Origin of the sequence: Demequina litorisediminis (assembly GCF_030161615.1) — a bacterium.
Lineage (GTDB): Bacteria > Actinomycetota > Actinomycetes > Actinomycetales > Demequinaceae > Demequina > Demequina litorisediminis.
Genome location: NZ_BSUN01000001.1, coordinates 2,353,505 through 2,379,750, shown reverse-complemented (window position 1 = coordinate 2,379,750; position 26,246 = coordinate 2,353,505). Strand labels below are relative to the sequence as shown.

Here is a 26,246-nt window from a genome sequence, read left to right as displayed (position 1 = left end):
ACGGCTTCGCGCGCCACGCCTTCTCAGGGCCGATGCGCCGGCGCGCCACGTACGGCCGCGGCCGCGGGCGTTCCCGGGGCGATCGCCACGCGAGCGATGGATCCGCCCGAGTGTGCCACGGCCTCCACGACCGCCTCAAGGCCGCGCGGCGGGGAGACGATGTCCGCCCACGGCCTCATCGCGTGTGTCGCGGCAAGGAACGTGACGGCGTCCAACACGTGTCGCGGCGAGGGACGGCCGAGCCCGAGCAGTGCGAGCCCGTCGCGGCTGAGGCGCTCCACGTCGACCACCGCATCGGGCACCTGGGCCCTGGCACCCGCCACCACGGCGACGCCCCCACGTGCCAGCGAACCGCTGACCCTGACGAAGGTGTCCGCTCCCCCAGCGGCGTCGATCACCACGTCGCAGGCGGGCACGCGCGCGTCCACATCGAGCGCCGCGTCGGCGCCGAACGCCAGCGCGCGTCGGCGGCGCTTGGCGCGCGGATCCACCGCCGTGGTCGACGCAGCGCCGGCTTCCACCGCCATCGCGAGCGCGGCCAGCCCGATCATGCCAGCGCCGAGCACCACCACCCTGCGGCCCGCGATGGCGCCCGCGCGGTCGATGGCCGCGGCTGCCACCGCGAGCGCGCAGCCCGCGGGTGCCGCGACCGCGTCCGGCACGCCGGCAGGCACCAGGGCAAGGGCGGCGCCTGCGGGAAGAAGCATGTGGCTGGCGAGGCTGCCCGTGAGCGCCCAGGCATCGGTCATGGCCTGGCGTCCCAGGCTCGCGCGGCTCGGCACATGCGGCGGTCGCCCCCGCAGCGCACGCACCACAGGTCCCACAGCCCACGTCTCGCGCCCACACCACGCGCATGCCGGGGGCGAGCGAGATCCCGTCGACGGTCAGCGCCTCTGCTCCCCTGCCGACTGCCTCAACGACGCCCACGCCCTCGTGCCCCAGCACGGTGGGCCACGATCCGAGTCGCCGCTCGCGGATGGCGTCGCGGACACAGCCGCAGACGGTCGCGACGCTCACCCGAATGAGCACCTCACCCGCACGGGGCGACGGGCATGGAATCGAGGTCACTCCGATGCCCCCGGCGCCTTCCCACAGCGCCACACGGGCGGAGGAGGCGGGGGCGATGACAGGCGGCACGTGCGCGACCCTCTCGCGCGCGCCCGCCTCGGCACAAGCACGCGGCGCCGCCGTCCGCGCGTTGTTCAGCGAAGGTTCACCGGTCCGTCATCGCCGGAGCCTCCCGGTGACGAACGGAGGGTGAGCGTTACTCGGCCTCGTACCTGTCGAGGTGCGGTACCTGCGGCTCGGGAAGGATGGCGCCCGCAGTGGCGGACCAGGCGTCGAGCCACCGCCCATCCTCCATGGCCTCCTCAAGGACGTCGTCGATCCACAGCCGGAAGTCGTCGTCCTCGAGCGCCACGCCGATGCCGTAGGGCTCGGCCGTGAACGCTCCTCCGACGATCTTGAACTGGCCCTCCGCGTCGGCGGCATATGCGGCCAGTATCACGTCGTCCGTCGTCACGACGTCCACCTGGCCAGTGCGCAACGGTTCGATGCAGTCCGAGTAGTCGTCGTAGAGCACGAGCGACGCCTCTGGAGCGACGCGCGCGATGGTGTCTGCCGCCGTCGCGCCCTCGACGGAGCACACCTGCTTGCCCGCGAGATCGAGGGCGGACGCGATCTCGGCATCGGACGTTCGCGTCATGAGCGACTGTCCCGCCACGTAGTACGGGCCCGCGAATCCGACCCGCTCCTTGCGTTCATCAGAGATCGTGTAGGTCGCGACCACGATGTCGACGGCGCCGCTGGACAAGAGGTCTTCGCGCTGGCCCGACGGCGCCTCGACCCAGGTGATCCCGTCCTCGTCGATGCCGAGTTCGTCGGCAACGATGCGTCCCACCTCGACGTCGAACCCCTCGGGGACGCCGTCGGTGCCCATCTCGCCAAACAGCGGCTGGTCGTACTTGATCCCGATGGTGATCTCGCCGGCATCGGCAAGCCTCGCCATCGTCGAGTCCGCCGGCAGGCCTCCCGGGCTGCAGGCCGTCACGGAAACCGCCCCCAGCAGGGCTATTGTGGCCGCGCCGATGCGACCTCGAGAAGTGTTGAGTGCCATCATCCGTCCCCTCTGCCGCCCGAGGCTACACGTCATCCTCGGGTTTGCGAAAGGTTCCGTCTGACCGTCGGTCAGGATGTGGGTCGCGGCCGTCAGCGGGCGCCGCCGCCTCCCCGCCTGCGCCGAAAGCGGCCCGGGCGGCAAGGTCTGGCGCCGCGACGTCGCCGCCGTCCGCCGGCTGCGCGATGTGCGGCGAGCGCCGCATGCGGCCCTCGAGCCAGGTGGCCAGGCGAGCCACCAACATGTTCACCGAGATGTAGATGACGGCGGAGGCGAGCACCAGCGGCGCGATCGACGAGCCTACCAAAGAAGTTGTAGAGGTTCTTGGTGACCGCCAACAGGCTCGACGTAGCCGATGATGAAGCCCAGCGAGGTGTCCTTCAGCAGGACGACAATCTGGCTGATGAGGGCGGGAAGCATGATCCGGATGGCCTGCGGAAGTTGGATGCGCAGCATCGTGGCCAGCGGCGAAAGGCCGATGCTGAGCCCGGCCTCCTTCTGACCCTTCGGCAGTGCGGCGATGCCCGCCCTGAGGATCTCGGCCACCACGGCGGTGTTGTAGACCACGAGGCCGAAGACCACGGACGGCAGCAGCGCCCAGTCGAGGGCGATCACGCCGAAGTACATGAGCAGCAGCACGGGGATGCCGCGGAACACGTGGGTGAACCCGTAGGCAGTCCAGCGCACGATCCGCATGGGGGCCTGGCGCGCAATGGTCAGCACGAGCGCGAGCACGGCCACGATGGGCACCGCGATGACCACGGCCTTGAGGGTGCCCATGACGAGGCCATCCCACAGGAGACGCTTCCACACGTCCCAGCCGTCGAAGCCCTTGGCACCCTGGAAGAGCACCTGCCACCGGTCGTCGAGGACGCCGCGCGCCCATGCGGCCTGCACGATCCACGCCACGAGGGCGATGATCGCGACCGTGAAGATCACGTTGTAGAGGCGGTCCCTGCGCACGGCCTTGGGGCCTGGTACGTCGTACAGCACCTGCTGCTTGTCGCTCATCGCGCCACCGCCACCCTCCGCTCGAGGTTCTCAGCCGTGACGGATAGCGGCACCGTGATGACGAGGTAACACAGTCCGATGCCAGCGAAGATGCCCACGACGTCGCCCGGATTGCCGTTGGACAAGCGGTTCGCGACCGCGACGAGGTCGGTGACGGCGAACGCCGCGGCCACCGAGGTGTTCTTGATGTGCGCGATGTAGACGTTGATCATCGGCGGCAACACCGAACGGAAGGCCTGCGGCAGCACCACCTGCGTGAGCGTCTGGACGAACGTGAGGCCCACGCTGCGCGCCGCCTCGGCCTGGCCCACCCCCACCGAGTTGATGCCCGAGCGGATCGCCTCGCAAATGAAGGTCGCCGTGTAGAGCGTGAGGGCAAGAATCGCCATGGGCATCCCCAGGGGGACGGTGAGACCCAGCAACGACGGTGCCGCGGAGACCAGGAAGACAAACATCAGCGTCAGCGGAGTGTTGCGCACCACGTTCACGTAGCCGCTCGCGAATGTGCGCAGCGGCCCCACGGGCGAAACCCGGAAGGCCGCAAGGGTGAGGCCCCACGCGAACGCGAGCACGCCGGAGGCAACGGCGACCCACAGCGTGGCGCCAAAGCCCTTCAGCACCAGGTCGTAGTTGTCGATGAGTGCGCCCATGGCCCTCTTCCGGTGAAGGGTGCGTCCCGGCGCTCAAGCGCCGGGACGCACCATGGTGAGACGGATCGCCTGTTCTCGTAGCGGTCGACGGTCGGCGGCTCAGGCTCGGGCAGCACCGTGCCTGCGGTCGCGTTCCACGCTTCCATCCAGCGGCCGTCGTCGAACGAGGCTTCGAGGACATCGTTGATCCAGTTGCGGAACTCGTCGTCGTCGTGCGCCAGGCCGATGCCGTAGGGCTCCTCGGTGAACGGGTCGCCGGCGATCTTGAAGTCGCCGTCGGACTCGTCAACGTAGCCGGCAAGGATGACGTTGTCCGTGGTGACCACATCGACCTGGCCATTGCGCAGAGGCTCGAGGCAGTCGGTGTAAGCACCGAACAACTTGAGCTCGGCGTCGGGGTAGTTCTCCGCGATGTTGGCGGCGGGCGTCGAGCCCTCGACGGAACACACCACCTTGCCCGCGAGGTCATCGGGGCCCGCGATGTCCTCGTTGTCGCTCAGCACCATGAGTGCCTGGCCCGCGTTGTAGTACGGGCCGGCGAAGGAGACGATCTCCTTGCGCTCGTCGTTGATGGTGTAGGTCGCGACCACGATGTCGACCTGACCGCCCTCGATGTAGGGCTCGCGGTTCGCGGACACCGTCTCGGTCCACGTGATGTTGCCCTCGTCGATGCCGAGTTCCGCGGCGATCATCTTGCCGATCTCGACGTCGAAACCGACGGGCACACCGTCGGGGCCCACGAGGCCGAACAGGGGCTGGTCGAACTTGGTGCCGATGGTGATTTTGCCCGCCTCGGCGAGTGCCGCCATGGTCGAACCTTCGGGGAAATCTCCCGTGGCGGTCTCTGTTCCGCCGGAGGTACCGGTGGTCGACTCCTCGCCCGAGTCATCGGACGCGCAGGCGGTGAGCGCGATGGCCGCGACGGCGCCGAGCGCCGCCACCTTGGTCTTCGTGAACATGCTTTCCTCCCTTGCTTGCCCCGGGGTGGACCCCGGAGTCACGACGCCGCTAGTGCGTCAAGATTTTCGACAAGAAGTCCTTGGCGCGATCCGTCTGTGGGTTCGTGAAGAACTCCTCCGGTGTGGCCTGCTCCACAATGCGACCATCGGCCATGAACACGACGCGGTTGGCGGCCTTGCGCGCAAAGCCCATCTCGTGGGTCACGACGATCATCGTCATGCCTTCCTTCGCGAGGTTCGCCATCACGTCCAGGACCTCATTGATCATCTCGGGGTCCAGCGCGGACGTGGGCTCGTCGAAAAGCATCACCTTGGGATGCATGGCGAGCGATCGTGCGATGGCGACGCGCTGCTGCTGCCCGCCGGAGAGCCTGCGCGGGGTACTTGTCGGCCTGATTCGCGACGCCCACGCGCTCCAGCAGCGCCATGGCCTCCTCGCGCGCGGTCGCCTTTGCGATACCCCTCACCTTCATGGGGCCAAGGGTGACGTTTTCGAGGATGGTCTTGTGCGCGAACAGGTTGAAGGACTGGAACACCATGCCCACGTCGGCGCGCAGCCGCGCCAGGGGGCGCCCTCGTCCGGCAGCGCCTTGCCGTCGATGGTGATGGTGCCGTCGTCGATGGTCTCCAGGCGGTTGATCGAGCGACACAGGGTCGACTTTCCCGAGCCCGAGGGACCGATGACGATGACCACCTCGCCGCGGTCGACCGTCAGGTTGATGTCGTTCAGGACATGCAGGTCGCCGTAATGCTTGTTGACCTGGTCAAGGACGACGAGCGGGCTACCAGCGGTCGCTTCTGGGCTTCCATCCATTTATCGACCATAGCCTCAACGGACGGTAAAGTCCCTGGCTTAATCAAGATGTAACACGTCGCGACACCAGGCGACGTCACCGTGGAGGGCGTCGATGAGGGCCTCCACGGACCCGAAATCGAGCATGGGCCGGCGCCACTGGACGAGGTCGAGCGCCACCTCGGCACCGTACAGATCAAGGCCGCTGCGGTCGATCGCGAAGCCCTCGACGCGCAGCCCCACGGACCCCACGGTGTAGTTGAATCCGAGGCTCACTGCGGTCGCCATCGGCTCCCCCACGAGCGCCGCCGCGGCCGCGTTGTCACGGGCGTCAACCACCGTCATCCAGGCGGCGAACACCCCGTGACGCGGGATCATGCCGCCGGTGACCTCGAGGTTGGCGGTCGGGAATCCGATCTCGCGTCCCAGGCCTTGTCTCCGTGCACCACGGTGCCGCGCAGCCGATGCGGTCTGCCGAGGACACCTGCGGCGTCCAGCATGCGGCCGTCTTCGAGCAGTTCACGGACCCACGTCGACGACCAGCGTCGGCCCGACTCGGAGATGGCGCAGGCGTCATCGATGACGTCGAGCTCGAAGCCCATCGCGATGCCGAGAGCACGCATGGTGTCCACATCGCCCGCGTTGCCGCGCCCGAACTTGGTGTCTCGGCCGACGACCACCGTGGCGGCGCCGAGCCCGTCGACGAGCCACGTGTGCACAAACTCCTGTGGGGTTTGCTGCGCAAACTCCAGGGTGTACTCCACGACCAGGACGCCATCGAGACCGGTGGCGGCGAGCCTGTCCAGTTTGTCGGCAAGCCCCGTGATGAGCCTCCGGTGGGTGGGCCGGGTCGTGGACTGCCTTGGGATGGGGTTCGAAGGTCATCGCGACGGCGCGCTGTCCGCGCGCCTTGGCGTCCGCCACCATGCGCGTCAGGACGGCCTGGTGGCCGCGGTGGACCCCGTCAAAGTTCCCGATGGTCACCGCGGTGGCGCCCAGGTCGGAAGGCACCTCGGCAAGGGAACGCCAGATCTGCATGGCGCCCATCATGCCTGAGGTGCGGCGGTCCGGAAGACGATCTCGGGCTTGAGTTTGCCGCCGTGGGGGCTCACGATGGCGACCAGGTCGCCGTCGGCGTCGAGCGCGGCCATTGGGCCGTCGTACGCGAGCGTCGCGTCGGCGTCCAGCCACTGACCAAAGCCCAGCGTGCGCACCTCGGCCTCCGTCAGCGCACGCACAGGAAGGATGTCGGCAGCGGCGGCACCCAGCGCAAGGCGCGGCACCTCGACACCAGAATCGACGAGCGCCCCCAACTCGTCGAGCGTCGCGGCGTCCTTGACCTCAAGGTCGCCCACGCTCGTGCGTCGTAGCGCCGTGAGGTGGCCCCCCACACCCAGTGCGGCACCAAGATCGCGCGCGAGCGCCCGCACGTACGTACCCGACGACACGTCCACGCGCACGTCGAGATCAAGCAGGCTGCCCTCCCGACGCACCGCAAGGACAGCGAACTCGTGCACCGTCACGGGACGGGCGGGGATCTCGACCTCCTCGCCGTCACGCACGCGCTTGTAGGCGCGCTGGCCATCGATCTTGATGGCACTCACGGCACTGGGAACCTGCTGAATGTCGCCGGTCAACGCCGCGATCGCGTCGGCGACCTGAGCGGCGGTGACGCCAGAGGCATCGGCCGATGCCGTCACGTCACCCTCGGCGTCGTCGGTCACCGTCGACTGACCCAGGCGAATCGTGGCCTCGTACACCTTGTCGTGCCCCACCACGTAGGTGAGGAGCCTTGGTGGCCTTGCCGATGCCGAGCACCAGCAGGCCCGTCGCCATGGGGTCGAGCGTGCCCGCATGCCCCACCTTGCGAGTGCCCGCAAGGCGGCGCATGCGTCCCACGACGTCGTGCGAGGTCCAGCCCGCAGGCTTGTCGACCAGTACCAGCCCGGGGGCCGGTTCAGGCTTAGGCGCTCTCGCCATCCTCGTCCTTGCGACGGTAGGGGTCTTCGTCACCGGCGTACGTGGCGCTCTCGCGCAGGCGGCGGAGCTCCTCGTCACGCTGGTGCGCCTCGTGGAGCGCCTTGTCGAGCGTGGCGGCCGTCTCCGGCACCGCATCGAGGTGGAACTCGAGAGACGGGGTGAGGCGAATCGACAGGCTCGCGCCCCACGAGGGTGCGCAGCCGTCCCTTCGCCGAGGCGAGGGCGGCGGCCGTAGCCGCACGCTCCTCGTCCCCGCCGTACACCGTGTAGAACACGGACGCCTGCTGAAGATCGCCGGTGACGCGAACATCGGTCACGGTGACGAACCCCAGACGCGGGTCCTTGATCTCGGTCTCGAGGGCGCGGGCCACCACCTTCTTGATGGTGCCCGCGACCCTCATCGCACGTGCGTTGTCGACCATCAGTCCCTCGGGATCTCGACCATCTCGAACGTCTCGATGATGTCACCGACCTGGATGTCGTTGAACTTGCCCAGGCCGATACCGCACTCGAAGCCCTCGCGGACCTCGGTGGCGTCATCCTTGAAGCGGCGCAGGGTGTCGATCGTGGGCTCGCCGATGACGACGCCCTCGCGGACCACCTTCGCCTTGGCGTTGCGCTTGATGACACCGTCGCGGACAAGGCAGCCCGCGATGTTGCCGAACTTGGACGAACGGAAGATCTCCTGGATCTCCGCAGCACCGATCTGCTTCTCTTCGAACTCGGGCTTGAGCATGCCCTTGAGCGACGCCTCGACGTCCTCGATGGCACGGTAGATGACCGAGTAGAAGCGCATGTCCACGCCCTCGCGGTCCGCGAGGTCCTGCACACGCTCGGCGGGACGGACGTTGAAGCCCAGGATGATCGCGTTGTCGACCGTCGCGAGGTTCACGTCGTTCTGCGTCACCGCACCCACACCGCGGTGGATGATGCGCAGGTCGACCTCGTCGCCCACATCGATCTGGAGCAGCGCGTCCTCGAGTGCCTCCACGGCACCCGACACGTCACCCTTGATAATGAGGTTGAGGGTGTCGATCTTGCCCTCTTCGAGCGCCTTGTTGAGGTCCTCGAGCGAGATGCGCTTGCGACGCTTCGCGAGCCTGAGCGGCACGGGCGGCTGCCTCGCGCTTCTCAGCGATCTGACGAGCCGTACGGTCGTCCTCGGCCACCAGGAAGGTGTCACCTGCACCGGGCACCGACGTCAGACCGATCACGAGCACCGGGCGGGCAGGGGTTGCCTCCTCCACCTGGTTGTCGTGCTCGTCGAACATCGCACGCACACGGCCGTGGGCCGTACCGGCAACGATCGAGTCTCCGACGCGCAGCGTTCCCGAGTTGACCAGCACCGTCGCCACCGCACCGCGGCCCTTGTCGAGGTGAGCCTCGACTGCGACACCGCGGGCGTCCTTGTTGGGGTTGGCGCGCAGGTCGAGACCTGCGTCCGCGGTCAACAGGACAGCCTCGAGCAGGCTTGTCGATGTGCAGGTTCTCGCGAGCGGAGACCTCGACGAACATCGTGTCGCCGCCCCACTCCTCCGAGACCAGGTTGTACTCGGTGAGCCTGCTGACGGATCTTGTCCGGGTTCGCGCCCTCCTTGTCGATCTTGTTGATCGCGACCACGATCGGCACGTTGGCGGCCTGGGCGTGGTTGAGAGCCTCAATGGTCTGGGGCATCACGCCGTCATCCGCCGCGACCACGAGGATCGCGATGTCGGTGACCTCTGCACCACGGGCACGCATGGCGGTGAACGCCTCGTGACCCGGGGTATCGATGAACGTGATGGCACGGTCCACACCCTCGTGGGTGTGGTGGACCTGGTAGGCACCGATGTGCTGGGTGATGCCGCCGGCCTCGCCCGAGATCACGTCCGCGTGGCGGATCGCGTCAAGCAGGCGGGTCTTTCCGTGGTCGACGTGACCCATGACCGTGACGACCGGCGGGCGAGCCTCAAGGCTCTTCGTCGGTCTCCGCGGCAAGCTCGGCCTCGAGGTCGAGTCCGAAGTCTCCGAGGAGCCTCACGGTCCTCTTCCTCGGGCGACACGATCTGGATCTTGTAGCCCAGGCTCGACACCGAGGGCCTCGAACGTGCCCTCATCGAGCGACTGCGTGGCGGTGGCCATCTCACCAAGGTGGAACAGCACCGTCACCAGCGACGCGGGGTTGACCTCAATGCGCTCGGCGAAGTCCGTCAGCGTCGCACCGCGACGCAGGCGGATGACGGTCGTACCGTCACCCCGAGGAATGTTGACGCCACCGATCGCGGGCGCCTGCTGCTGCTCGTACTCGGCGCGCTTGGCACGCTTCGACTTACGCGAGCGGGCAGGCTTGCCGCCCTGACGGCCGAACGCACCTGCCGTGCTGCCACGACCGCGTCCGCCGGGGCCGGGACGGCCACCGGGGCCACCACCGAAGCCGGGGCGCGCACCGGCGCCACCGGCACCGGGAGCACCGGGACGGCCGCCGCCGCGACCACCTGCGGGAGCGCCGGGACGGCCGAGGCCGCTGGGCGCGCGCTGAGGCATCTGGCCGGGCGTGGGACGCGGACCGCGCCCGGGAGCACCGGTACCAGCACCTGCTCCAGCGCCGGGGGCGCCGGGGCGACCAGCGCCACCGGGACGCGGCCCGGGACGGTTGGTCTGGAACGGGTTGTTGCCACCGGGACGGGGGCGAGGACGCGGACCGGCGGTGCGCTCCGAGAACGGGTTATTGCCACCGGGGCGCGGGCGCGGCTTGGGCATGTCCGCAGGCGACGGGGTGGCCGCGCCTGCCTTCGCCTCGGCCGATGCCGCGGGCGCCTGAGGTGCGGGCGCGGCGGGCGCAGGCGCGGCAGGCTTCGCCGCGGCCGGAGCCTCGACAACGGGGGCCGGCTCGGGCTCGACGGCCTTCGGGCCAGGCTTGGGGCCGGGCTTGGGTGCGGCCTTCTTCGGGGCCGATGCGGCAGGCTGCGCCTGCTCCTTGGGTGCCGAGGCGCCACCGGGGAAGGCCTCGCGGGCCTTGCGGATGACGGGCGCCTCCAGGGTCGACGACGGACCCTTGACGTATTCGCCGAGCTCGTTGAGCCTTGGCAATCAGTTCCTTGCTCGGTACTCCGGCTCCTTCGCGATCTCGTGAACGCGGGGCTTAGCCACAATTCTCCTGTCTTGGTCCGACCAAGGCAGGGTCGAACCATTGTTACGTGCGGGTGCTCATCTCGAGGTGCTCATCGGACGACCATGGGTTTTCATCCCTTGTCTTCAATGGTGGGCTAGTCGACAGCCTTGACGCGGTCCGGCACTGCGACACCGGACGCATCGGCCCCAGGCGAGCGCAGTGCTCGCCCCAAGGCCTTGCGACGGATCGCGAGTGCCAGGCAGTCCGGATCGGGATGCAGCCACGCACCCCTCCCCGGCCTAGTGGCGGCCTCGTCGACGATCACGTGATCGCCCGCGAGGACCAGCCGCATCAGGGCCGACCGAGAGTCTTTGCCACGGCAACCGACGCACGTCCGCACGGGCTCGGGAGAGCCAGGCACGGGCGAGGGGAGGTCACCGGACACGTCTTCTCGGCCTTGACAGTCTAGCGCGCCTCGCGGCGGGCCGGTTCACTCCCCGCGGCGCGCCGCGCCGCGGGAGTGTCGGGGGCCTCGTCGGAGCGGATGTCGATACGCCATCCGGTGAGGCGGGCGGCGAGGCGAGCGTTCTGGCCTTCCTTGCCGATCGCGAGCGAGAGGTGGAAGTCGGGCACCACTACGCGGGCGGCGCGGGCGTCCTCATCAATCACGGTGACGGACACCACGCGAGAGGGGCTCAGGGCGTTGCCCACGAAGGTTGCCGGGTCCTCGTCCCAGTCGACGATGTCGATCTTCTCGCCGCGCAGGCTCGCTCATCACGGCGCGCACACGCGCGCCCATCGGGCCGATGCAGGCGCCCTTCGCGTTGACTCCCGCGACCGTGGCACGGACCGCCATCTTGGTGCGGTGGCCGCCTTCGCGCGCCAGCGACATGATCTCGACGGTGCCGTCGGCGATCTCGGGAACCTCCATCTCGAACAGGCGACGCACCAGGTTGGGGTGGGTGCGCGAGATGGTGATGGACGGACCCTTGTTGCCGCGCGACACGTCAAGCACGTAGCCGCGCAGGCGCTCGCCGTGGACGTAGGTCTCGGTGGGGACCTGCTCGTGCTGGGGAAGGATCGCCTCCACGTCGCCAATGTCCACGTGGACCTGACGCGGGTCTGCGGCCTGCTGAATGATGCCGGACACGAGGTGGCCGGCGCGGTCGGCGTAGGAGCCGAGCACCGCATCGTCACCGACCTGGCGCATGCGCTGGACGATGATCTGGCGCGCGGTTGCCGTGGCGATGCGGCCGAAGTCCTTCGGGGTGTCCTCGAACTCCGGCTGATCCTCGATCAGTTCTTCGGACTCGGGGCCGACGTCCTCGCGGGCGAAGATTGCGACCCGGCCGCTGGTGCGGTCGACGTGGGCGCGAGCGTGACGGTAGGCACCGGGGGTCTTGTGGTAGGCCGAGAGCAGGGCCTGCTCGATCGCGTCGACGAGCACGTCGAGCGAGATCTCCTTCTCGCGTTCAAGACCCCTCAGGGCCAGCATGTCGATATCCATGATTCCTCCTGCGACGAGTGTCAGTCGAGACGCTTCGGCTCGACCACGATGCTCGCGGCCGTGACGCTGCCCAGTGCTACCTCGCGGCGCTCGCCGTCGACGTCGAGCACGAGGGAATCCCCGTCGACGTCGATCAGACGCCCGGTGACGGCTTCGCCATCGACGGCGAGTTCGACGAGGCGAGTGCGCGCACGCAGGAAGTGGCGGCGCTCCGTCAGGGGACGGTCGGTGCCGGGGGTCGACACCTCAAGCACGTAGGGCGTCGAGGGAACGTTGGCCGCGTCGAGGGCTGCACCGATGGCACGCGAGGCGTCTGCCACGCGGTCGAGGTCGGCCGAACCCACCTCGGTCTCGGGCAGATCAACGGTCACGGTCACGCGCGAGCGCTTGCCCGCTGGCGACACCGTGACGGAGTCGAGCACAAGCCCGGCCTCCTGCGCCGCCGGTGCGGCAAGGTCGGCAATCCGGTCTGAGATGTCCATGGCATCGCCTTCCCCACGCGTATGACACGCGTTCCGTTGCTGAAGTTCGGTCGCAGACATTCTAGCCGCCTCGCATGGGATGATGACCGCCATGCGGGTGATGCGAGCGGCACGAACGACGGCCGCGGTGGCGATCACCGCGATGGCTCTCACGGCGTGCTCGTGGCGCCTGGAGACCGAACAACCCGTGTGGCCCTCCCCCGATGCCGTCACGGTCGCTCGAGATGAGGCGGCCCAGCGCGAGCAGACCGTCATCGATGCCATCGCCAGCCCGGACGACACAACGGCCGATGCGGTCATCGTCTCGTTCGAGACCACGGCGGCCCCCGAACGCCTCGCCGCGTTGGGCGGCGTCTACGTCGCCTATCCGGATTCCTCGGCCGCACCGACCGTGTCCCCCGAGCCCACGCCGTCGGCGGCCGACGCGGTCGCGGCGGCGCGCGATGGCGCCTTCGCGGCCGCCGTCACCACGACCGACGCCGACCTCGCGTTCCTGCTCAACTCCGCTGGCCTCTCGCACGGGCTCACGGCCTGGTACGCCGACTGGGCCGGCGAGGCGTTCCTCGACGCCGAGACCCCCGTGGTCGCGGAGCGAGTACTGGATTCGCCCGCGCTCGAGGGGGTGGCCGTCGTCCCTGCTTCCACCGCGGTCGAGACGTCGACGCTGTCCACCCTCGTGGTGGAGCACGACAGGGCCAGGTACCTGTACGAAGTCATGGCGGCCAAGTCCGCGGATGAGGAGCGAGAGCAGTGGCTCGCGCGGCGGGACATTCAGGCCGCGCGCGCGGACCTCCTCGCGGCCCTTCCTGACGTCGAAGACGCCCGCCAGGCGGTCTACGTGGTCGACAACGCCACGGTGGCCGACGCCGAGACGCGCACCGCCACAGCGCAGGCCACCGAGACCGACCTCGGCGAGGCGTACGCGGCGCTGATGAACGGCGCCGAGCCTTCCGAGATCCCCTGGCTCATCGGCGCGGCCTTCGACGCGTACGCGCAGGCGGCCGCCTACGCCGACCCCAGCGCGCACGATGCGATGATTCCCGCCCTGCCGGGGCTCACGGTCGACGCCTCCTCGTCCCAGTAACGCGTGAGGCGCCCCCGGTCTCCCGGGGGCGCCTCACGCGTTCGCTGGCCTAGCCTGCGAGGGCGTCGCGCACGCGGCGCGTCACGTCCGCGGCGGCATCGGCCACCGGCAGCGCCTCACTCTCGCCGGTCGCACGCGTCTTGAGTTCGACCTCACCCTCGGCGAGGCCACGGCCCACCACCAGGATGTACGGCGCGCCGAGCAGTTCGGCGTCCTTGAACTTCACGCCGGGCGAGACCTTGGGGCGGTCGTCGAACAGCACCTCGATGCCGGCGGCCTCAAGGGCATCGGCGAGGGCCTGGGCGGCGTCGAAGACCTGCTGGTCCTTGCCCGTCGCCACCACGTGCACGTGGAACGGCGCCACCTGAATGGGCCACGCGAGGCCCAACTCGTCGTGGTAGTTCTCGGCCAGGAGTGCCACCGCGCGCGTCACGCCGATGCCGTACGAGCCCATGGTGACGGTCTGCTGCTTGCCGTTGACGTCGAGCACCTGCAGGCCGAGCGCCTGCGCGTACTTGCGGCCCAACTGGAAGATGTGGCCAATCTCGACTCCACGGGCGAGCCTCGAGCGGACCGGAGCCATCGGGCGCGTCGTCTCCGGCACGCACCGTCGCCGCCTCGATCACTCCATCGGCCACGAAGTCGCGGCCCATCGTGAGCCTCAAAAACGTGCTTGCCCGCCACATCGGCGCCGGTGATCCACCGGGTGCCGTCGACGACTCGCGGGTCCACGAGATACGGGATGGCGGTATCGCCCTCGTCGCCACGGGCCACGCCCTCGGCGCGCGCCTGCGGCCCCAGCGCGCCAGGGCCGATGTAGCCCTTGACGGCTCGGGGTGGCGCGCAAAGTCGGCCTCGGTGGCGGGCTCGACGTCTGCCGGGGACAGCGCGGCCTCAACCCGCGACATGTCCGCGTCGCGGTCACCCGGGATGCCGACGACGAGCAGCGAGCGCTCGCCCGCGGGGCTCGTCACGGCCAGCACCACGTTCTTCAGCGTGTCGGCGGCAACCCACGCCCGGTCGGCACGGGGGTGTGCGGCATTCGCCGCGTCCACGAGCGAGTCGATCGTGGGTGTGTCGGGGGTGTCCTCGACGTGGGCCGCAGGTGCATCGGCCAGCGGCAGGGGCGCGGGAGCGGGGGTCGTCACGGCCTCGACGTTCGCCGCGTAGCCTCCGGGCGAGCGCACGAACGTGTCCTCCCCCACCTCGGTGGGCGACAGGAACTCCTCGGACTTGGAACCACCCATGGCGCCCGACTGCGCCTGGACGATCACGTACTCGAGGCCCAGTCGCTCGAAGATGCGAATGTAGGCGGCACGCTGGGCGGCGTACGAGGCGTCGAGCCCCGCATCGTCCACGTCAAACGAGTACGAGTCCTTCATGATGAACTCGCGGCCGCGCAGGAGACCCGCCCGCGGACGGGCTTCGTCGCGGTACTTGGTCTGGATTTGGTAGATCGTGAGCGGCAGGTCCTTGTACGACGAGTACAGGTCCTTGACCAGGAGCGTGAACATCTCCTCGTGGGTGGGCGCGAGCAGGTAGTCGCCGCCCTTGCGGTCCTGGAGACGGAACAGGTTGGGCCCGTATTCCGTCCAGCGGTCGGTGGCCTCGTACGGCTCGCGCGGCAGCAGTGCGGGGAAATGCACTTCCTGGCCGCCTGCGGCGTCCATCTCCTCGCGGACGATCTGCTCGACCTTCGCGAGCACCTTGAGTCCGAGGGGCAACCACGTGTAGATGCCGGGAGCCGCACGGCGGATGTATCCGGCCCGAACGAGCAGTTTGTGCGACGCGACCTCGGCGTCGGCAGGGTCCTCGCGCAGCGTGCGCAGGAAGAGAGTGGACATGCGAAGCATGGTTTCTAGCCTACTGGTGGGGCGCCGGTGTGCTCGCCGTCAGAACATCACGGTGGCGAAGGCGCCGACCTCGCGAAAGCCGACGGCACGGTAGGCCGCGATCGCGGCGACGTTGAAGTCGTTGACGTACAGCGACACGGTGGGCGCGGTGGTGGCCCTGATCGCGTCGGCCACCCGCGCAAGGCCCACGCGCGCGATGCCCCGACCGCGCACGGCGGGATGCACCCACACCCCCTGGAGCCTGCGCCACGGATCCTCCGAGCGCGCCGACCTCCGCCTTGAACACCACCTGGCGCCTGCCGTCCACGATCCCCATCCGCACATACGCCCGTCCCGCCCTGATGAGGTAGCGAAGCCTCTCCTCGTACGCGGCGCGGCCGTGGCGCATCGGGTCATAGCCCACCTCGCCGATGAACATGTGCACGCAGGCGGGCAACAGCAGGTCGTAGTCATCGAGGGTGGCGAGCCGCACGCCTTCAAGCGAGAGGTCGTCGACCTCGTGCATCGGCGCCATGGCGGCGGCATGATCCAACGTCATCGACACCTGGTGCTCACGGACCTCACGGGCGGGCCCCCACCAGGGCTCCACCCGGCCCCACAGATCGAGGGTCAGCCCGGCATCCCCCACGATCGCGGCGGGACGGCTCAGCCGCCCCACCATCGCGGCCGCGACATCCGCGCGCAGGTCATCGTCGGCGTCGTCGTCCTGGGTGGGAGCAAGCGTCGCCGTGAGGTTCGCTCCCGCCCACACCAGCCCGCAGACCTCACGGCCGAGTCCCGCGCGCCTGCGCACCGCCCACAGCCCACCGGGGACGACCCCCGACGCCTGGGCGGCGTCCAGATGCATGCGTGCGACCACGTGCGTCACAGGGTCTCGCTCCGTCAGCGCGATGAGCGACGGCAGGTCGCGTCGCTGCGCCGGCGTCAGCGTGTGCTGAGCGCGCCGGAGCAGCGAATCGGTCATGACGGAATGACGACGGGCGAGGCGCCCTCGACGGGCTCCATCGACTCCGCGATCCGCATGGCCTCTTCAATCAGCGTCTCGACGATCTGCGACTCGGGCACCGTCTTGATGACCTCACCCTTGACGAAGATCTGCCCCTTGCCGTTGCCGGAGGCGACGCCAAGATCGGCCTCGCGGGCCTCACCGGGGCCGTTGACGACGCAGCCCATGACGGCGACGCGCAGAGGCACCTCCATGCCCTCGAGCCCTGCGGTGACCTTCTCCGCCGGCTCGTACACGTCCACCTGGGCGCGGCCGCACGACGGGCAGGACACGATCTCGAGCCTTGCGCTCGCGCAGGTTCAGCGCCTGCAGGATCTGGATGCCCACCTTGACCTCCTCAACAGGAGGCGCCGAGAGGGACACGCGAATGGTGTCGCCGATGCCGCGGCTCAGCAGTGCGCCGAACGCGGTGGCTGACTTGATGGTGCCCTGGAACGCCGGGCCCGCCTCGGTGACACCGAGGTGCAGCGGCCAGTCGCCGCGCTCGCTCAGCATCTCGTAGGCGCGCACCATGACGACGGGGTCGTTGTGCTTGACCGAGATCTTGAAGTCGTGGAAGTCGTGCTCCTCGAACAGGCTTGCTTCCCACACCGCGGACTCGACGAGTGCCTCGGGCGTGGGCTTGCCGTACTTCTCGAGCAGGCGCTTGTCGAGGCTGCCGGCATTGACGCCGATGCGCAGGCTGGTCCCGTGGTCCTTGGCCGCCTGGGCGATCTCCTTGACCTGGTCGTCAAACCGCTTGATGTTGCCGGGGTTCACGCGCACCGCGGCGCAGCCCGCCTCGATGGCGGCGAACACGTACTTGGGCTGGAAGTGGATGTCAGCGATGACGGGGATCTGGGACTTCTTCGCGATCGCGGGAAGCGCGTCGGCATCATCCTGCGTGGGGCAAGCCACCCGGACGATGTCGCAGCCAGCGGCGGTCAGTTCCGCGATCTGCTGAAGCGTCGCGTTGATGTCGTGCGTCTTGGTCGTCGTCATCGACTGAACCGAGACCGGCGCATCACCACCCACGTACAGGTCTCCCACCTTGATCTTGCGCGTCTTGCGACGCGGCGAGATGGTGGGGGCGGGCATGGCGGGCATTCCGAGTCCGATGGTGGTCACAGTCTCATTATCTCCTTATGCGATGCGGTGCGACTCAAGCGACCGTGACGGGTGCCACGATGTCGGCGTAGATCAGCACCGCGCCCATCACCAGCAGGAATGCGAACATTCCATAGGCGAGGGGCATCATGCGTGCGACGTCGACGGGGGCGGGCTTTGCCGCCCCACGCACGCGCGCCACACCGTTCTTGATTCCCTGCCACAGGGCCGAGGCGACGTGGCCTCCGTCAAGCGGCACGAGCGGGATCATGTTGAACACGAAAAGGGCCAGGTTCAGTCCCCCGAGCAGCATCAGCATGTCGCCGATGCGCTGCGTGAGCGTGTAGCCATCGACGTCGGCGGAAGCGATCTCCCCCGCCACCTGGCCCACGCCCACCACGCCGATGACCGAGGTCGCGTCACGCTCCTCGAGCCCCACGGCGGCACGCGCCGTGTGCCACAGTTGCTGCGGCAGGGTGGCGACGACCTGAACGGTCTGGCCCAGGTAGTCCCACGTGAGTGCGGCTCCAGCCGTCAACGGCTGGCGCTGCACCTCGACCTCGGAGTACATACCGAGGTAGCCAACCGTTTCGGTCACGGCGTTGCCTTCGGCGTCGACGACCGGCTGTCCCGCGTCGTCGGTCACGACGCGCTCGCGCGCCGCGGGCGTGACCTCCAGCGTCATGGGCTCGCCGTCCCGCACGATGGCGACCTCGATGGTCTCATCGGCGGCACCGGCGATAATCGCGGTCGCCTCGTCCCAGGTGCTGACCGCTTGACCGTCGACGGCAGTCAGCGTGTCACCCGGCTCGAGGCCAGCGGCCACCGCCGGTGAGGCAGGGTCGTCCTCGGTGCACTCGGTCGAGCCCACCGCCGGCACGCAGGGCACCAGGGAGTCGACCGTGAGGGTCGCCGTGGGGGTACCGATGGTCGACAGCACACCGGTGAACAACACCACCGCGATCACGAGGTTGACGAGCGGACCGCCCATCATCACGATGACCTTTCGCCACCACGTGAGGCGGTAGAAGGCGCGATGATCCTCGCCCGGCTGAATCTCCTCGACGGCGGCCTCACGCGACTCGGTGATGAGTCGCGAAGCCCAACCGGTGCCACGGACCGGCTTCACCGCCTCCGCGGGCGGAATCATGCCGACGAGCCGCACGTAGCCGCCCAGCGGGATGGCCTTGATGCCGTACTCGGTCTCCTTGCCGCGCCTGGACCACGCCTGGGGCCAAAGCCCACGAAGTACTCGGACACGCGCACCCCGAAACGCTTGGCGGGGATCATGTGTCCCAGGCTCGTGCAGCGCGATCGAGATCAGCAGGCCGACGATGAGTACGACGACGCCGATGACGGTTGCCATATCCCTACCCTAGGTTCAGCGCGCGCCGACGATGGCCGCGCGAGCCGTCTCGCGCGCCCAGAGTTCGGCCGCGTCCACAGCCTCCAGCGACAGGTCGCCGGGGGCTTCATACGCCTCCACAACGCGCCGGACCGTCTCGACGATCCCGAGGAAGGGCAAGCGCCCGTCGATGAACGCCGCGACACACTGCTCGTTGGCCGCGTTGAACACCGCGGGGTGCAGCGCCGACGCCGCGACGGCGTCGCGGGCCACCTGCACCGCGGGGAACGCGTCCTCATCGAGCGGCTCAAACGTCCAGGTGCCCGCCTGAGTCCAGTCCATCGCGGGCGCCGCGTCGGGGATGCGCGCCGGCCACGCGAGACCGAGGGCGATGGGCAGGCGCATGTCAGGCGGCGACACCTGCGCCAGCGTGGAACCGTCGACGAACTCCACCATGGAGTGAACGATGGACTGGGCATGCACCACGACGTCGATACGGTCCATCGGGATGTCGAACAACAGGTGCGCCTCGATGACCTCGAGCGCCTTGTTCACCATCGACGCAGAGTTGATCGTGACGACGGCCCCCATGTCCCACGTCGGGTGGCGCAGAGCGTCCGCGGCCGTGACATCGGCCAGCGAAGCCCTGTCTCGACCACGGAAGGCGCCACCCGAGGCGGTCACGACGAGCCGACGCACCTCGGCAGACGCTCCTCCACGCAGGCACTGCGCGAGCGCGGAATGCTCCGAATCGACCGGCACGATCTGTCCCGGCCGTTGCACCGCCGCCTTGACGAGGGCTCCGCCCGCGACCAGGGATTCCTTGTTGGCGAGCGCGAGCGTGCTTCCAGCCTCCAGCGCCGCCAGGGTGGGGCGAAGGCCCACCGAGCCCGTGATGCCGTTGAGCACCACGTCGGCGCCGCGGCGCGCGGCCTCGACCACCGCATCGGCGCCGCCCGCAACCTCGATGCCGGGAAGAGCCTTCGGCGACCGCGTCGGCGGCCGCGGGCGTCGCCACGGCGACGTACCGGGGCCGCAGCGCACGCGCCTGCTCGATCACGAGCGCGGGGTCGGAGCCGCCCGCGGCAAGAGCGATGACATCGAAATCAGCGGCGTTGCGCGCGATGACATCGATCGCCTGGGTACCAATCGATCCGGTCGACCCCAGGAGCGCGACCGAGCGGGTCACTGGGCGCCGAGCAGAATGTCGACGGCCCGAGCGAGGTAGACGTCCACCACGCGCTCCGAATAGGCCTTCTTGCCACGGCGACGGCCGAACGTCACGGACCGGACCTCGTCGGCCGTCAGGGGCGAACCCTGGTCGAAGAAGGCGACGAGACGGTCAAGGATGGCGTCCACGTCCTTCGCGTCGTAGCCCTTGTGCAGGCCCGACGGGTGGTCGAATCGCTCACCGGAGGGACGGCGCAAGCGCGGATACAGACCCTGGGCGCGGTCCGCAAGATCCCGCATCCACGCATCGGGGCCGTGCTCCTTGCCGAATCGCTCGCGAATACGCGTGGCAAAGGCGGTCTCGAGGCGGTCGAGTGCGGCGTCAACGGCCGCCGTCGAGTAACCGCCGTGCTTGAGGTCAAAACTTGCGCGCCGCACGTCAAAGGGAGCGAAGTCGTCGGGAATCCCCGGCTGCTCGTACGCGGTGCGCGCGCGGCCGAAGAACTCGTCCACGTCCGACCTGTCGTAGCCCAGACGCATGGCGCCCACCTTCGGGAACAGCAGGCTCCGCCACCTATGCCTCCTTGATCGCCGCCTGACCGCAGGCGCCGTCGATATCACTGCCTCGAGTATCGCGGATAGTCGTCGGAATTCCGTGAGCACGCAGCGTGCGAACGAATTCTTCCTCGACCGCGGGGTCCGAAGCGGTCCACTTCGAGCCCGGGGTGGGATTCAGTGGGATGGGGTTGACGTGCACCCACCCGTCTCCCCTGGCACGCAGCCTTCTTGCCCAGGAGGTCAGCGCGATGGGCGTGATCGTTCATGTCACGAATCAGCGCGTACTCGATCGACACGCGGCGGCCCGTCGCATCGAAGTAGCGGCGCGCGGCATCCAGCGCCTCGTCGACGCTCCAGCGCGTGTTGATCGGCACAAGGCTCATTGCGGAGCCTCGTCATCGGGGGCGTGAAGGCTCAGCGCGAGGGTGACGGGGATCCCCTCCTTCGCCGCCTTGTCGATCGCGGGCACCAGACCCACGGTCGACACCGTCACGTGACGGGTCGAAAGCCCGAAACCCTCGGGAGCGGGCGCGACCAACGCGCGGACGGTCGCGATGACGGCCTTGTAGTTGGCCAGCGGCTCACCCATGCCCATGAACACCACGTTGGACAGTCGAACCGGGTCGCCACCCAGGTCACCGTCGCGGGCAGCACGCGCAGCGAGCCGCACCTGCTCGATGATCTCCGCGGCGGAGAGGTTACGAGTGAGGCCCATCTGGCCGGTCGCACAGAACGGGCACGCCATGCCGCAGCCGGCCTGGCTGGTGACGCACAGCGTCGCGCGCTCGGGGTACTTCATGAGCACCGACTCGACCTTGACGTTGTCGTGCAGCGCCCACAGCGTCTTGAGCGTCGCGCCGCCGTCGGCCTCCGCCTGCGTGACCTTCTTCATCAGCGGCGGGAAGACAGCCTCGGTGAGCGGGCCCTTCGCATCGCCTGGTAGGTCCGTCATGTCGTCCGGATCCACCGTGAGGTGCGCGTAGTAGTGGTTCGCCAACTGCTTCGCGCGGAACGACGGCAGACCGTGTTCACGCATCAGCGCGGCGCGCTCGTCGTGGTTGAGATCGGCGAAGTGCTGCGGCGGCTTGCCACGCCGCGGAGCGGCCATCTGCAGGACGGGACGGTCGGTCATGAGACCCCCAGAAAGAAAGCGAAAACGACGTAGCCGGCGGGAGCGGCCACAAGAATGGAGTCAAGCCTGTCCAGGATGCCACCGTGGCCGGGGATGAGGCTTGACATGTCCTTCACCTGGAGGTCGCGCTTCAGCGCGGACTCCACCAGGTCACCGAGCACGGCGGCCAGGCAACACGCCACGCCCGCCACGGTGCCGATCCACCAGCGGCCGTCATACAGGAACCACGCGGCCACGGTCGCGGCGACGGTACCAAGCACCACCCCCGGCGAAGCCTTCCCAGGTCTTCTTGGGGCTCACGCGCTTGGCCATGGGGTGCTTGCCAAACACCATCCCTGCGAACAATCCGCCGGTGTCGTTGCCCACCACGGCGAGGACCAGAATCAGGACACGCGTCCAACCATTGCCTGCGGTCTCCATCAGGATCAGGAAACTCGCGAGGAACGGGATCCACAGCAGGGTCAGGACCGATGCCATCGCATCGGCCATCGTGTTCTCGATGCGCTCGTCGCCCACCCGCCACGCGACCACGCCACCGCACGCGACCATCAGGGCCACGACGAGCCCCTCGGCGCCGCCGAAGTAAGTCGCGATACCCATCCCGAGCGTCGCGACGATGGTGGGCACCACCGCGAGCCTGCGGTCGTGATGACGCAGAGCAGAGCGCCACTCGAGGACGGCGGCGACACACACCAGCATCAAGAGCACCGAGAAGACCTCGGCATCCCACCACGCGAGCACCAGCGCCGCGATCAGAATGAACAGACCCACCGCGGTCGCGATGGGCATGTTGCGGCCCGAGCGGGACACGGGCGCCACCTGCTCCACGGGCGCCTCGACGCGCGCCACCAGGGGCGCATCGGCCAGGCCCACGGCGGCAGGTTCAGCCGGCGTGGAAGCCTGGGATGCGGGAACGGCGGAGGGCCGGCGGCGGAAGATGCTCATGTCGACCCGAAGGCCGCTCGAGGTCAGACCTCGAGCAGGCTCGCTTTCCTTCGACGACAGGAGCGCGTCGATCACGTCGACGTGCTTCTTGGTGAGGCCGTCGAGCTCCTTCTCTGCGCGCGCACCCTCGTCCTCACCGACCTCGCCGTCCTTGACAGCGCCGTCGATCTGGTCCTTCGCCTTGCGACGCATGTTGCGCACGGTCACGCGAGCATCCTCCGCCTTGGACTTGGCGAGCCTTTACGTAGTCGCGGCGACGCTCCTCGGTCACCTGAGGCATGACGATGCGCAGCACCGTGCCGTCGTCCGAGGGGTTCACGCCCAGGTCCGAGTTGCGCAGGGCGGACTCGATGTCCTTCTTCGCGGAGGCGTCGTAGGGCGCAATCAGCACCATGCGCGCCTCGGGCACCGAGATCGACGCGATCTGCTGCAAAGGCGTGGGCGCACCGTAGTAGTCGACCGTGATGTTCGCGAACATCGCCGCGGACGCCTGGCCGGAACGAATGGTGGCGAAGTTGTCCTTCGCGACCGCGATGGCGCGGTCCATGTTCTCCTCGGCCTCGAGGAGGATCTCGTCGATCACGTGTGTCTCCTTACGGTGGTAAAAGTTGCGCCGCTTAGGCGGTGACCAGGGTGCCGATTCTTTCACCCAGGAGCGCACGGGTCACGTTCCCTGGCGTGTCGAGTCCGAAGACCTGCATCGGCATGCGGTTGTCCATAGCGAGCGAGAAGGCCGCGGCGTCCATCACCGCAAGGCGCTTCACGAGCGCATCGGCGTAGGTCACGTGATCGAGGCGCTCGGCATTCGGGTCCTTGCGGGGGTCAGCGGAGTACACCGCGTCCACACCGTTCTTGCCCATCAGGACCTCGGAGCAGCCGGTCTCCAGGGCTCGCTGCAGCGATACGGTGTCGGTCGAGAAGTACGGCAGGCCCGCGCCAGCGGCGAAGATCACCACGCGCCCCTTCTCCATGTGACGGATCGCGCGCAAAGGAAGGTAGGACTCGGCGACCTGCCCCATCGTGATGGCGGTCTGCACACGGGTGGTGACACCGGCCTGCTCGAGGAAGTCCTGCAGGGCGAGGGCGTTCATGACGGTGCCCAGCATGCCCATGTAGTCGGCGCGGGCACGTTCCATGCCGCGCTCGGAGAGCCTCGGCTCCCCGGAAGAAGTTGCCGCCACCGACGACCACCGCGATCTGCACGCCCTGGCGGACGGCCGCGGCGATCTCGCGCGACACTCGGCTGACCACATCAGGGTCGAGGCCGAGCCTTGCCTCCGCCGAACATCTCGCCGGAGAGCTTCAGCAGAACGCGCCGCTGCGCCTGGGAGTCTCCCGGTCCCGTCGTCATGTCACTGTCGTCGGGCATCGGGGATCCTCCTTGGCGTAGCGGCGCGTTGCTGTCTGAATGGGGTGTGGAAATCAGGCTCCCACACGGAAGCGGGCGAAGGCCGAGACCTCACCGCCCGAGTTCTCGATGACCTTGCCAACCGTGGTCTTGGGGTCCTTCGCGAACGCCTGGTCCACCAGGGTGTTCTCCTTGAAGAAGCCGTTCAGGCGGCCCTCCACGATCTTGGGAAGGGCGGCCTCCGGCTTGCCCTCACCCTTGGCGGTCTCCTCGGCTACACGACGCTCGTTCGCGACGACGTCCGCGGGGACGTCCTCACGCACCAGGTACAGCGGCGAGTAGGCGGCGATGTGCATCGCGATGTCACGCGCAACCTCGCCGGCCTTGGCGTCCGAGCCCACGAGCACACCCACCTGCGCGGGCAGGTCCTTGTTGGTGCGGTGGAGGTAGTCGGTGACGACCGGGGCCTCGATGCGAGCGACGCGACGCAGCACGACCTTCTCGCCGAGCGTGCCGGCGGCGGCGTCGATGTACGCACCCACCGTGGTGTCCTCGATGGGGGCCGCGAGAGCGGCCTCCGCGTCGGCAGCACCGGCAGCGGCAACCGCAGCAAGCACGTCGTTGGCGAGGGTGATGAACTTGTCGTTCTTCGCGACGAAGTCCGTCTCGGAGTTGAGGCTCGAGCAGCGTGCCGACCTGGCCGCCATCGACGTCGGTGATCGACGTGATGACGAGGCCCTCGGAAGCCGAACGGCCTTCACGCTTCGCCACGCCCTTCAGGCCCTTGACGCGCAGGATGTCCACGGCCTTGTCGATGTTGCCGTCGGCCTCGTCGAGCGCCTTCTTGACATCGAGCATGCCGGCACCGGTGCGCTCGCGGAGCGCCTGGATGTCAGCGACGGTGTAGTTCGCCATGTGTGTGGTTCCCTTACTTCTCGTCGGTCGAGGCCGCGACGGCCTCGGTCTTCTCGGCAGCGTCGGCGGCCTTGTCGGCGTCGGCGGCCTTGTCGGCGTCGGCGGCCTTGTCGTCCTTGCCGTCGAGCAGGCTCGGTCTCCCACTCGGCCAGCGGCTCCTCGGTGCCCTCGGCGGCCGCCTCGTCACCCTTGGGGGTGTGGCGGATACGGAGGCCCTCGGCGCAAGCATCGGCGATGACACGGGTCAGCAGACCCACGGCGCGGATCGCGTCGTCGTTACCCGGGATGCCATACGACACCTGGTCGGGGTCGCAGTTCGAGTCGAGGATGCCGACGACGGGGACGCCCAGGCTTGCGGGCCTCGTCCACCGCGAGGTGCTCCTTGTTGGTGTCGACGATCCACACGACCGAGGGGACCTTGCCCATGTCGCGGATGCCGCCGAGAACCTTGTCCAGCCTTCTCCTTCTCGCGGCGCAGGCCGAGGAGCTCCTTCTTGGTGCGACCGGAACCGGCCACGTCGTCGAAGTCGATCTCCTCGAGCTCCTTGAGGCGCGCAATGCGCTTGGAGACGGTCTGGAAGTTGGTGAGCATGCCGCCCAGCCAGCGCTCGTTCACGTAGGGCATGCCCACGCGGGTGGCCTGCTCGGCGATGGTCTCCTGCGCCTGGCGCTTGGTGCCAACGAAGAGCACCGTGCCGCCGTGGGCAACGGTGTCGCGCACGAACGAGTAGGCGGCATCGATCTTGGCGAGCGACTGCTGCAGGTCAATGATGTAGATGCCGTTGCGCTCGGTGAAAATGAAGCGCTTCATCTTGGGGTTCCAGCGGCTGGTCTGGTGTCCGAAGTGGACGCCCGAGTCGAGCAGGCTGGCGCATGGTCACGACGGCCATGGCTGTCCTATTCCGCACGCGCACACGCGTGCCTTGCTTCTGGGCGGGGACTTCTCCCCGCGGTTGCGGTTGACGATGAATGCTCCAGGCGGAGCATCATCCCTGGTGCCAACGCGGTCCGGCACCGAGTCATGGACTCGGACCCAGCCGTCCCGGCGCGTCCGTCACGGGAGAAGTTCCCGCAGCGGGCGCGAATGGCACGCGACGTCATCCGGGCATGCCGGATGCGAGTCACTATCGTACCCGACGGCTGGCGGCGTCGCCGACCGCGCTGCGGCTCGTCCCCAGGCGTGCGTTGCTCGCGTGGTTCTCCCCGGCCTCGCG

17 protein-coding genes and 17 pseudogenes are annotated in these 26,246 nt (G+C 68.7%); 1 reads left to right on the top strand and 33 read right to left on the bottom strand.

Features of this window, described 5'->3' with window-relative positions; all coding sequences use genetic code 11:
- Positions 1 to 23: 23 nt before the first annotated feature.
- From QQK48_RS14600 to rimP, 17 genes and pseudogenes are all read right to left on the bottom strand, one after another.
- The gene (locus tag QQK48_RS14600) at positions 24 to 749 is read right to left on the bottom strand and encodes a zinc-binding dehydrogenase (protein WP_284328939.1); all 726 of its coding nucleotides are present in this window, start codon (positions 747 to 749) and stop codon (positions 24 to 26) included.
- 13 nt (positions 750 to 762) lie between these two features.
- A pseudogene (locus QQK48_RS22115) lies at positions 763 to 1,029 on the bottom strand (alcohol dehydrogenase catalytic domain-containing protein); the annotation flags it as partial.
- A gap of 235 nt (positions 1,030 to 1,264) precedes the next feature.
- Entirely contained in the window at positions 1,265 to 2,119 is an 855-nt protein-coding gene (locus tag QQK48_RS14595; RefSeq protein ID WP_284328938.1) for a glutamate ABC transporter substrate-binding protein, read from the bottom strand.
- A gap of 22 nt (positions 2,120 to 2,141) precedes the next feature.
- The gene (locus QQK48_RS14590; protein ID WP_284328937.1) at positions 2,142 to 2,396 is read right to left on the bottom strand and encodes a hypothetical protein; all 255 of its coding nucleotides are present in this window, start codon (positions 2,394 to 2,396) and stop codon (positions 2,142 to 2,144) included.
- Positions 2,397 to 2,416: 20 nt separating this feature from the next.
- Entirely contained in the window at positions 2,417 to 3,127 is a 711-nt protein-coding gene (locus QQK48_RS14585; RefSeq protein ID WP_284328936.1) for an amino acid ABC transporter permease, read from the bottom strand.
- Positions 3,124 to 3,777: an amino acid ABC transporter permease gene (locus tag QQK48_RS14580; RefSeq protein ID WP_284328935.1), complete on the bottom strand. Its 654-nt coding sequence runs from the start codon at positions 3,775 to 3,777 to the stop codon at positions 3,124 to 3,126. The genes QQK48_RS14585 and QQK48_RS14580 overlap by 4 nt, the downstream gene beginning before the upstream one ends.
- Positions 3,741 to 4,736 carry a glutamate ABC transporter substrate-binding protein gene (locus QQK48_RS14575; RefSeq protein WP_284328934.1) on the bottom strand — a complete coding sequence of 332 codons (996 nt, stop codon included), beginning with the start codon at positions 4,734 to 4,736 and terminating at the stop codon, positions 3,741 to 3,743. Before QQK48_RS14575 ends, QQK48_RS14580 begins: the two co-directional genes overlap by 37 nt.
- Positions 4,737 to 4,785: 49 nt before the next feature.
- A pseudogene (locus tag QQK48_RS14570) lies at positions 4,786 to 5,550 on the bottom strand (amino acid ABC transporter ATP-binding protein).
- A gap of 39 nt (positions 5,551 to 5,589) precedes the next feature.
- Positions 5,590 to 5,907 carry a riboflavin kinase gene (locus tag QQK48_RS20420; RefSeq protein WP_348523654.1) on the bottom strand — a complete coding sequence of 106 codons (318 nt, stop codon included), beginning with the start codon at positions 5,905 to 5,907 and terminating at the stop codon, positions 5,590 to 5,592.
- A complete protein-coding gene (locus QQK48_RS20415; protein ID WP_348523806.1) occupies positions 5,904 to 6,356 on the bottom strand; it encodes a hypothetical protein in 453 nt (150 codons plus the stop codon). Before QQK48_RS20415 ends, QQK48_RS20420 begins: the two co-directional genes overlap by 4 nt.
- A 106-nt stretch (positions 6,357 to 6,462) precedes the next feature.
- Positions 6,463 to 6,567 (bottom strand): annotated as a pseudogene (locus QQK48_RS20410) (bifunctional riboflavin kinase/FAD synthetase); the annotation flags it as partial.
- An 8-nt stretch (positions 6,568 to 6,575) separates the two neighbouring features.
- Positions 6,576 to 7,509, bottom strand: a pseudogene (truB, locus tag QQK48_RS14560) (tRNA pseudouridine(55) synthase TruB).
- Positions 7,493 to 7,931 (bottom strand): annotated as a pseudogene (gene rbfA, locus QQK48_RS14555) (30S ribosome-binding factor RbfA). The pseudogenes truB and rbfA overlap by 17 nt, the downstream one beginning before the upstream one ends.
- Positions 7,931 to 10,639 (bottom strand): annotated as a pseudogene (infB, locus tag QQK48_RS14550) (translation initiation factor IF-2). The pseudogenes rbfA and infB overlap by 1 nt, the downstream one beginning before the upstream one ends.
- A 116-nt stretch (positions 10,640 to 10,755) precedes the next feature.
- A complete protein-coding gene (locus QQK48_RS14545) occupies positions 10,756 to 10,953 on the bottom strand; it encodes a YlxR family protein (protein ID WP_284328933.1) in 198 nt (65 codons plus the stop codon).
- 113 nt (positions 10,954 to 11,066) lie between these two features.
- Positions 11,067 to 12,108 (bottom strand): annotated as a pseudogene (nusA, locus tag QQK48_RS14540) (transcription termination factor NusA).
- A gap of 20 nt (positions 12,109 to 12,128) precedes the next feature.
- Positions 12,129 to 12,590 (bottom strand): ribosome maturation factor RimP, encoded by a 462-nt coding sequence (gene rimP, locus QQK48_RS14535; protein ID WP_284328932.1) that lies wholly within the window; start codon positions 12,588 to 12,590, stop codon positions 12,129 to 12,131.
- A gap of 127 nt (positions 12,591 to 12,717) precedes the next feature.
- On the opposite strand from rimP, the gene QQK48_RS14530 reads away from it, so the two are divergent.
- The gene (locus QQK48_RS14530; RefSeq protein WP_284328931.1) at positions 12,718 to 13,674 is read left to right on the top strand and encodes a hypothetical protein; all 957 of its coding nucleotides are present in this window, start codon (positions 12,718 to 12,720) and stop codon (positions 13,672 to 13,674) included.
- Between the two features lie 49 nt (positions 13,675 to 13,723).
- Here QQK48_RS14530 and QQK48_RS14525 read toward each other — a convergent pair whose 3' ends face one another.
- The 16 genes and pseudogenes from QQK48_RS14525 to rpsB form a co-directional block, all read right to left on the bottom strand.
- Entirely contained in the window at positions 13,724 to 14,014 is a 291-nt protein-coding gene (locus tag QQK48_RS14525; protein WP_284329415.1) for a His/Gly/Thr/Pro-type tRNA ligase C-terminal domain-containing protein, read from the bottom strand.
- A gap of 117 nt (positions 14,015 to 14,131) precedes the next feature.
- A pseudogene (locus QQK48_RS14520) lies at positions 14,132 to 14,257 on the bottom strand (hypothetical protein); the annotation flags it as partial.
- A 43-nt stretch (positions 14,258 to 14,300) separates the two neighbouring features.
- Positions 14,301 to 15,518 (bottom strand): annotated as a pseudogene (gene proS, locus QQK48_RS14515) (proline--tRNA ligase); the annotation flags it as partial.
- A gap of 48 nt (positions 15,519 to 15,566) precedes the next feature.
- Positions 15,567 to 15,851 (bottom strand): GNAT family N-acetyltransferase, encoded by a 285-nt coding sequence (locus QQK48_RS22110; protein WP_431308434.1) that lies wholly within the window; start codon positions 15,849 to 15,851, stop codon positions 15,567 to 15,569.
- A gap of 172 nt (positions 15,852 to 16,023) precedes the next feature.
- Positions 16,024 to 16,374: pseudogene (locus tag QQK48_RS22105) on the bottom strand (DUF4081 domain-containing protein); the annotation flags it as partial.
- Between the two features lie 113 nt (positions 16,375 to 16,487).
- Positions 16,488 to 17,619, bottom strand: a pseudogene (ispG, locus tag QQK48_RS14505) (flavodoxin-dependent (E)-4-hydroxy-3-methylbut-2-enyl-diphosphate synthase).
- A 55-nt stretch (positions 17,620 to 17,674) separates the two neighbouring features.
- Positions 17,675 to 18,985 (bottom strand): M50 family metallopeptidase, encoded by a 1,311-nt coding sequence (locus QQK48_RS14500; RefSeq protein ID WP_284328929.1) that lies wholly within the window; start codon positions 18,983 to 18,985, stop codon positions 17,675 to 17,677.
- 15 nt (positions 18,986 to 19,000) lie between these two features.
- A pseudogene (gene dxr / locus QQK48_RS14495) lies at positions 19,001 to 20,153 on the bottom strand (1-deoxy-D-xylulose-5-phosphate reductoisomerase).
- On the bottom strand, positions 20,150 to 20,674 hold the full coding sequence (locus QQK48_RS14490) for a DivIVA domain-containing protein (RefSeq protein ID WP_284328928.1): 525 nt from the start codon (positions 20,672 to 20,674) through the stop codon (positions 20,150 to 20,152). Before QQK48_RS14490 ends, dxr begins: the two are co-directional and overlap by 4 nt.
- A gap of 34 nt (positions 20,675 to 20,708) precedes the next feature.
- Positions 20,709 to 21,824 (bottom strand): annotated as a pseudogene (rlmN, locus tag QQK48_RS14485) (dual-specificity RNA methyltransferase RlmN).
- Positions 21,821 to 22,060 (bottom strand): phosphatidate cytidylyltransferase, encoded by a 240-nt coding sequence (locus QQK48_RS22100; RefSeq protein WP_431308359.1) that lies wholly within the window; start codon positions 22,058 to 22,060, stop codon positions 21,821 to 21,823. The pseudogene rlmN and the gene QQK48_RS22100 overlap by 4 nt, the downstream one beginning before the upstream one ends.
- Positions 22,038 to 22,769, bottom strand: a complete 732-nt coding sequence (locus tag QQK48_RS22095; RefSeq protein WP_431308433.1) for a phosphatidate cytidylyltransferase — start codon at positions 22,767 to 22,769, stop codon at positions 22,038 to 22,040. Before QQK48_RS22095 ends, QQK48_RS22100 begins: the two co-directional genes overlap by 23 nt.
- 39 nt (positions 22,770 to 22,808) lie before the next feature.
- Positions 22,809 to 23,352 (bottom strand): annotated as a pseudogene (frr, locus tag QQK48_RS14475) (ribosome recycling factor); the annotation flags it as partial.
- 34 nt (positions 23,353 to 23,386) lie between these two features.
- Positions 23,387 to 24,120 (bottom strand): annotated as a pseudogene (pyrH, locus tag QQK48_RS14470) (UMP kinase).
- Positions 24,121 to 24,191: 71 nt separating this feature from the next.
- Positions 24,192 to 25,032, bottom strand: a pseudogene (gene tsf / locus QQK48_RS14465) (translation elongation factor Ts).
- Positions 25,033 to 25,045: 13 nt separating this feature from the next.
- A pseudogene (gene rpsB / locus QQK48_RS14460) lies at positions 25,046 to 25,922 on the bottom strand (30S ribosomal protein S2).
- Positions 25,923 to 26,246: the final 324 nt, after the last annotated feature.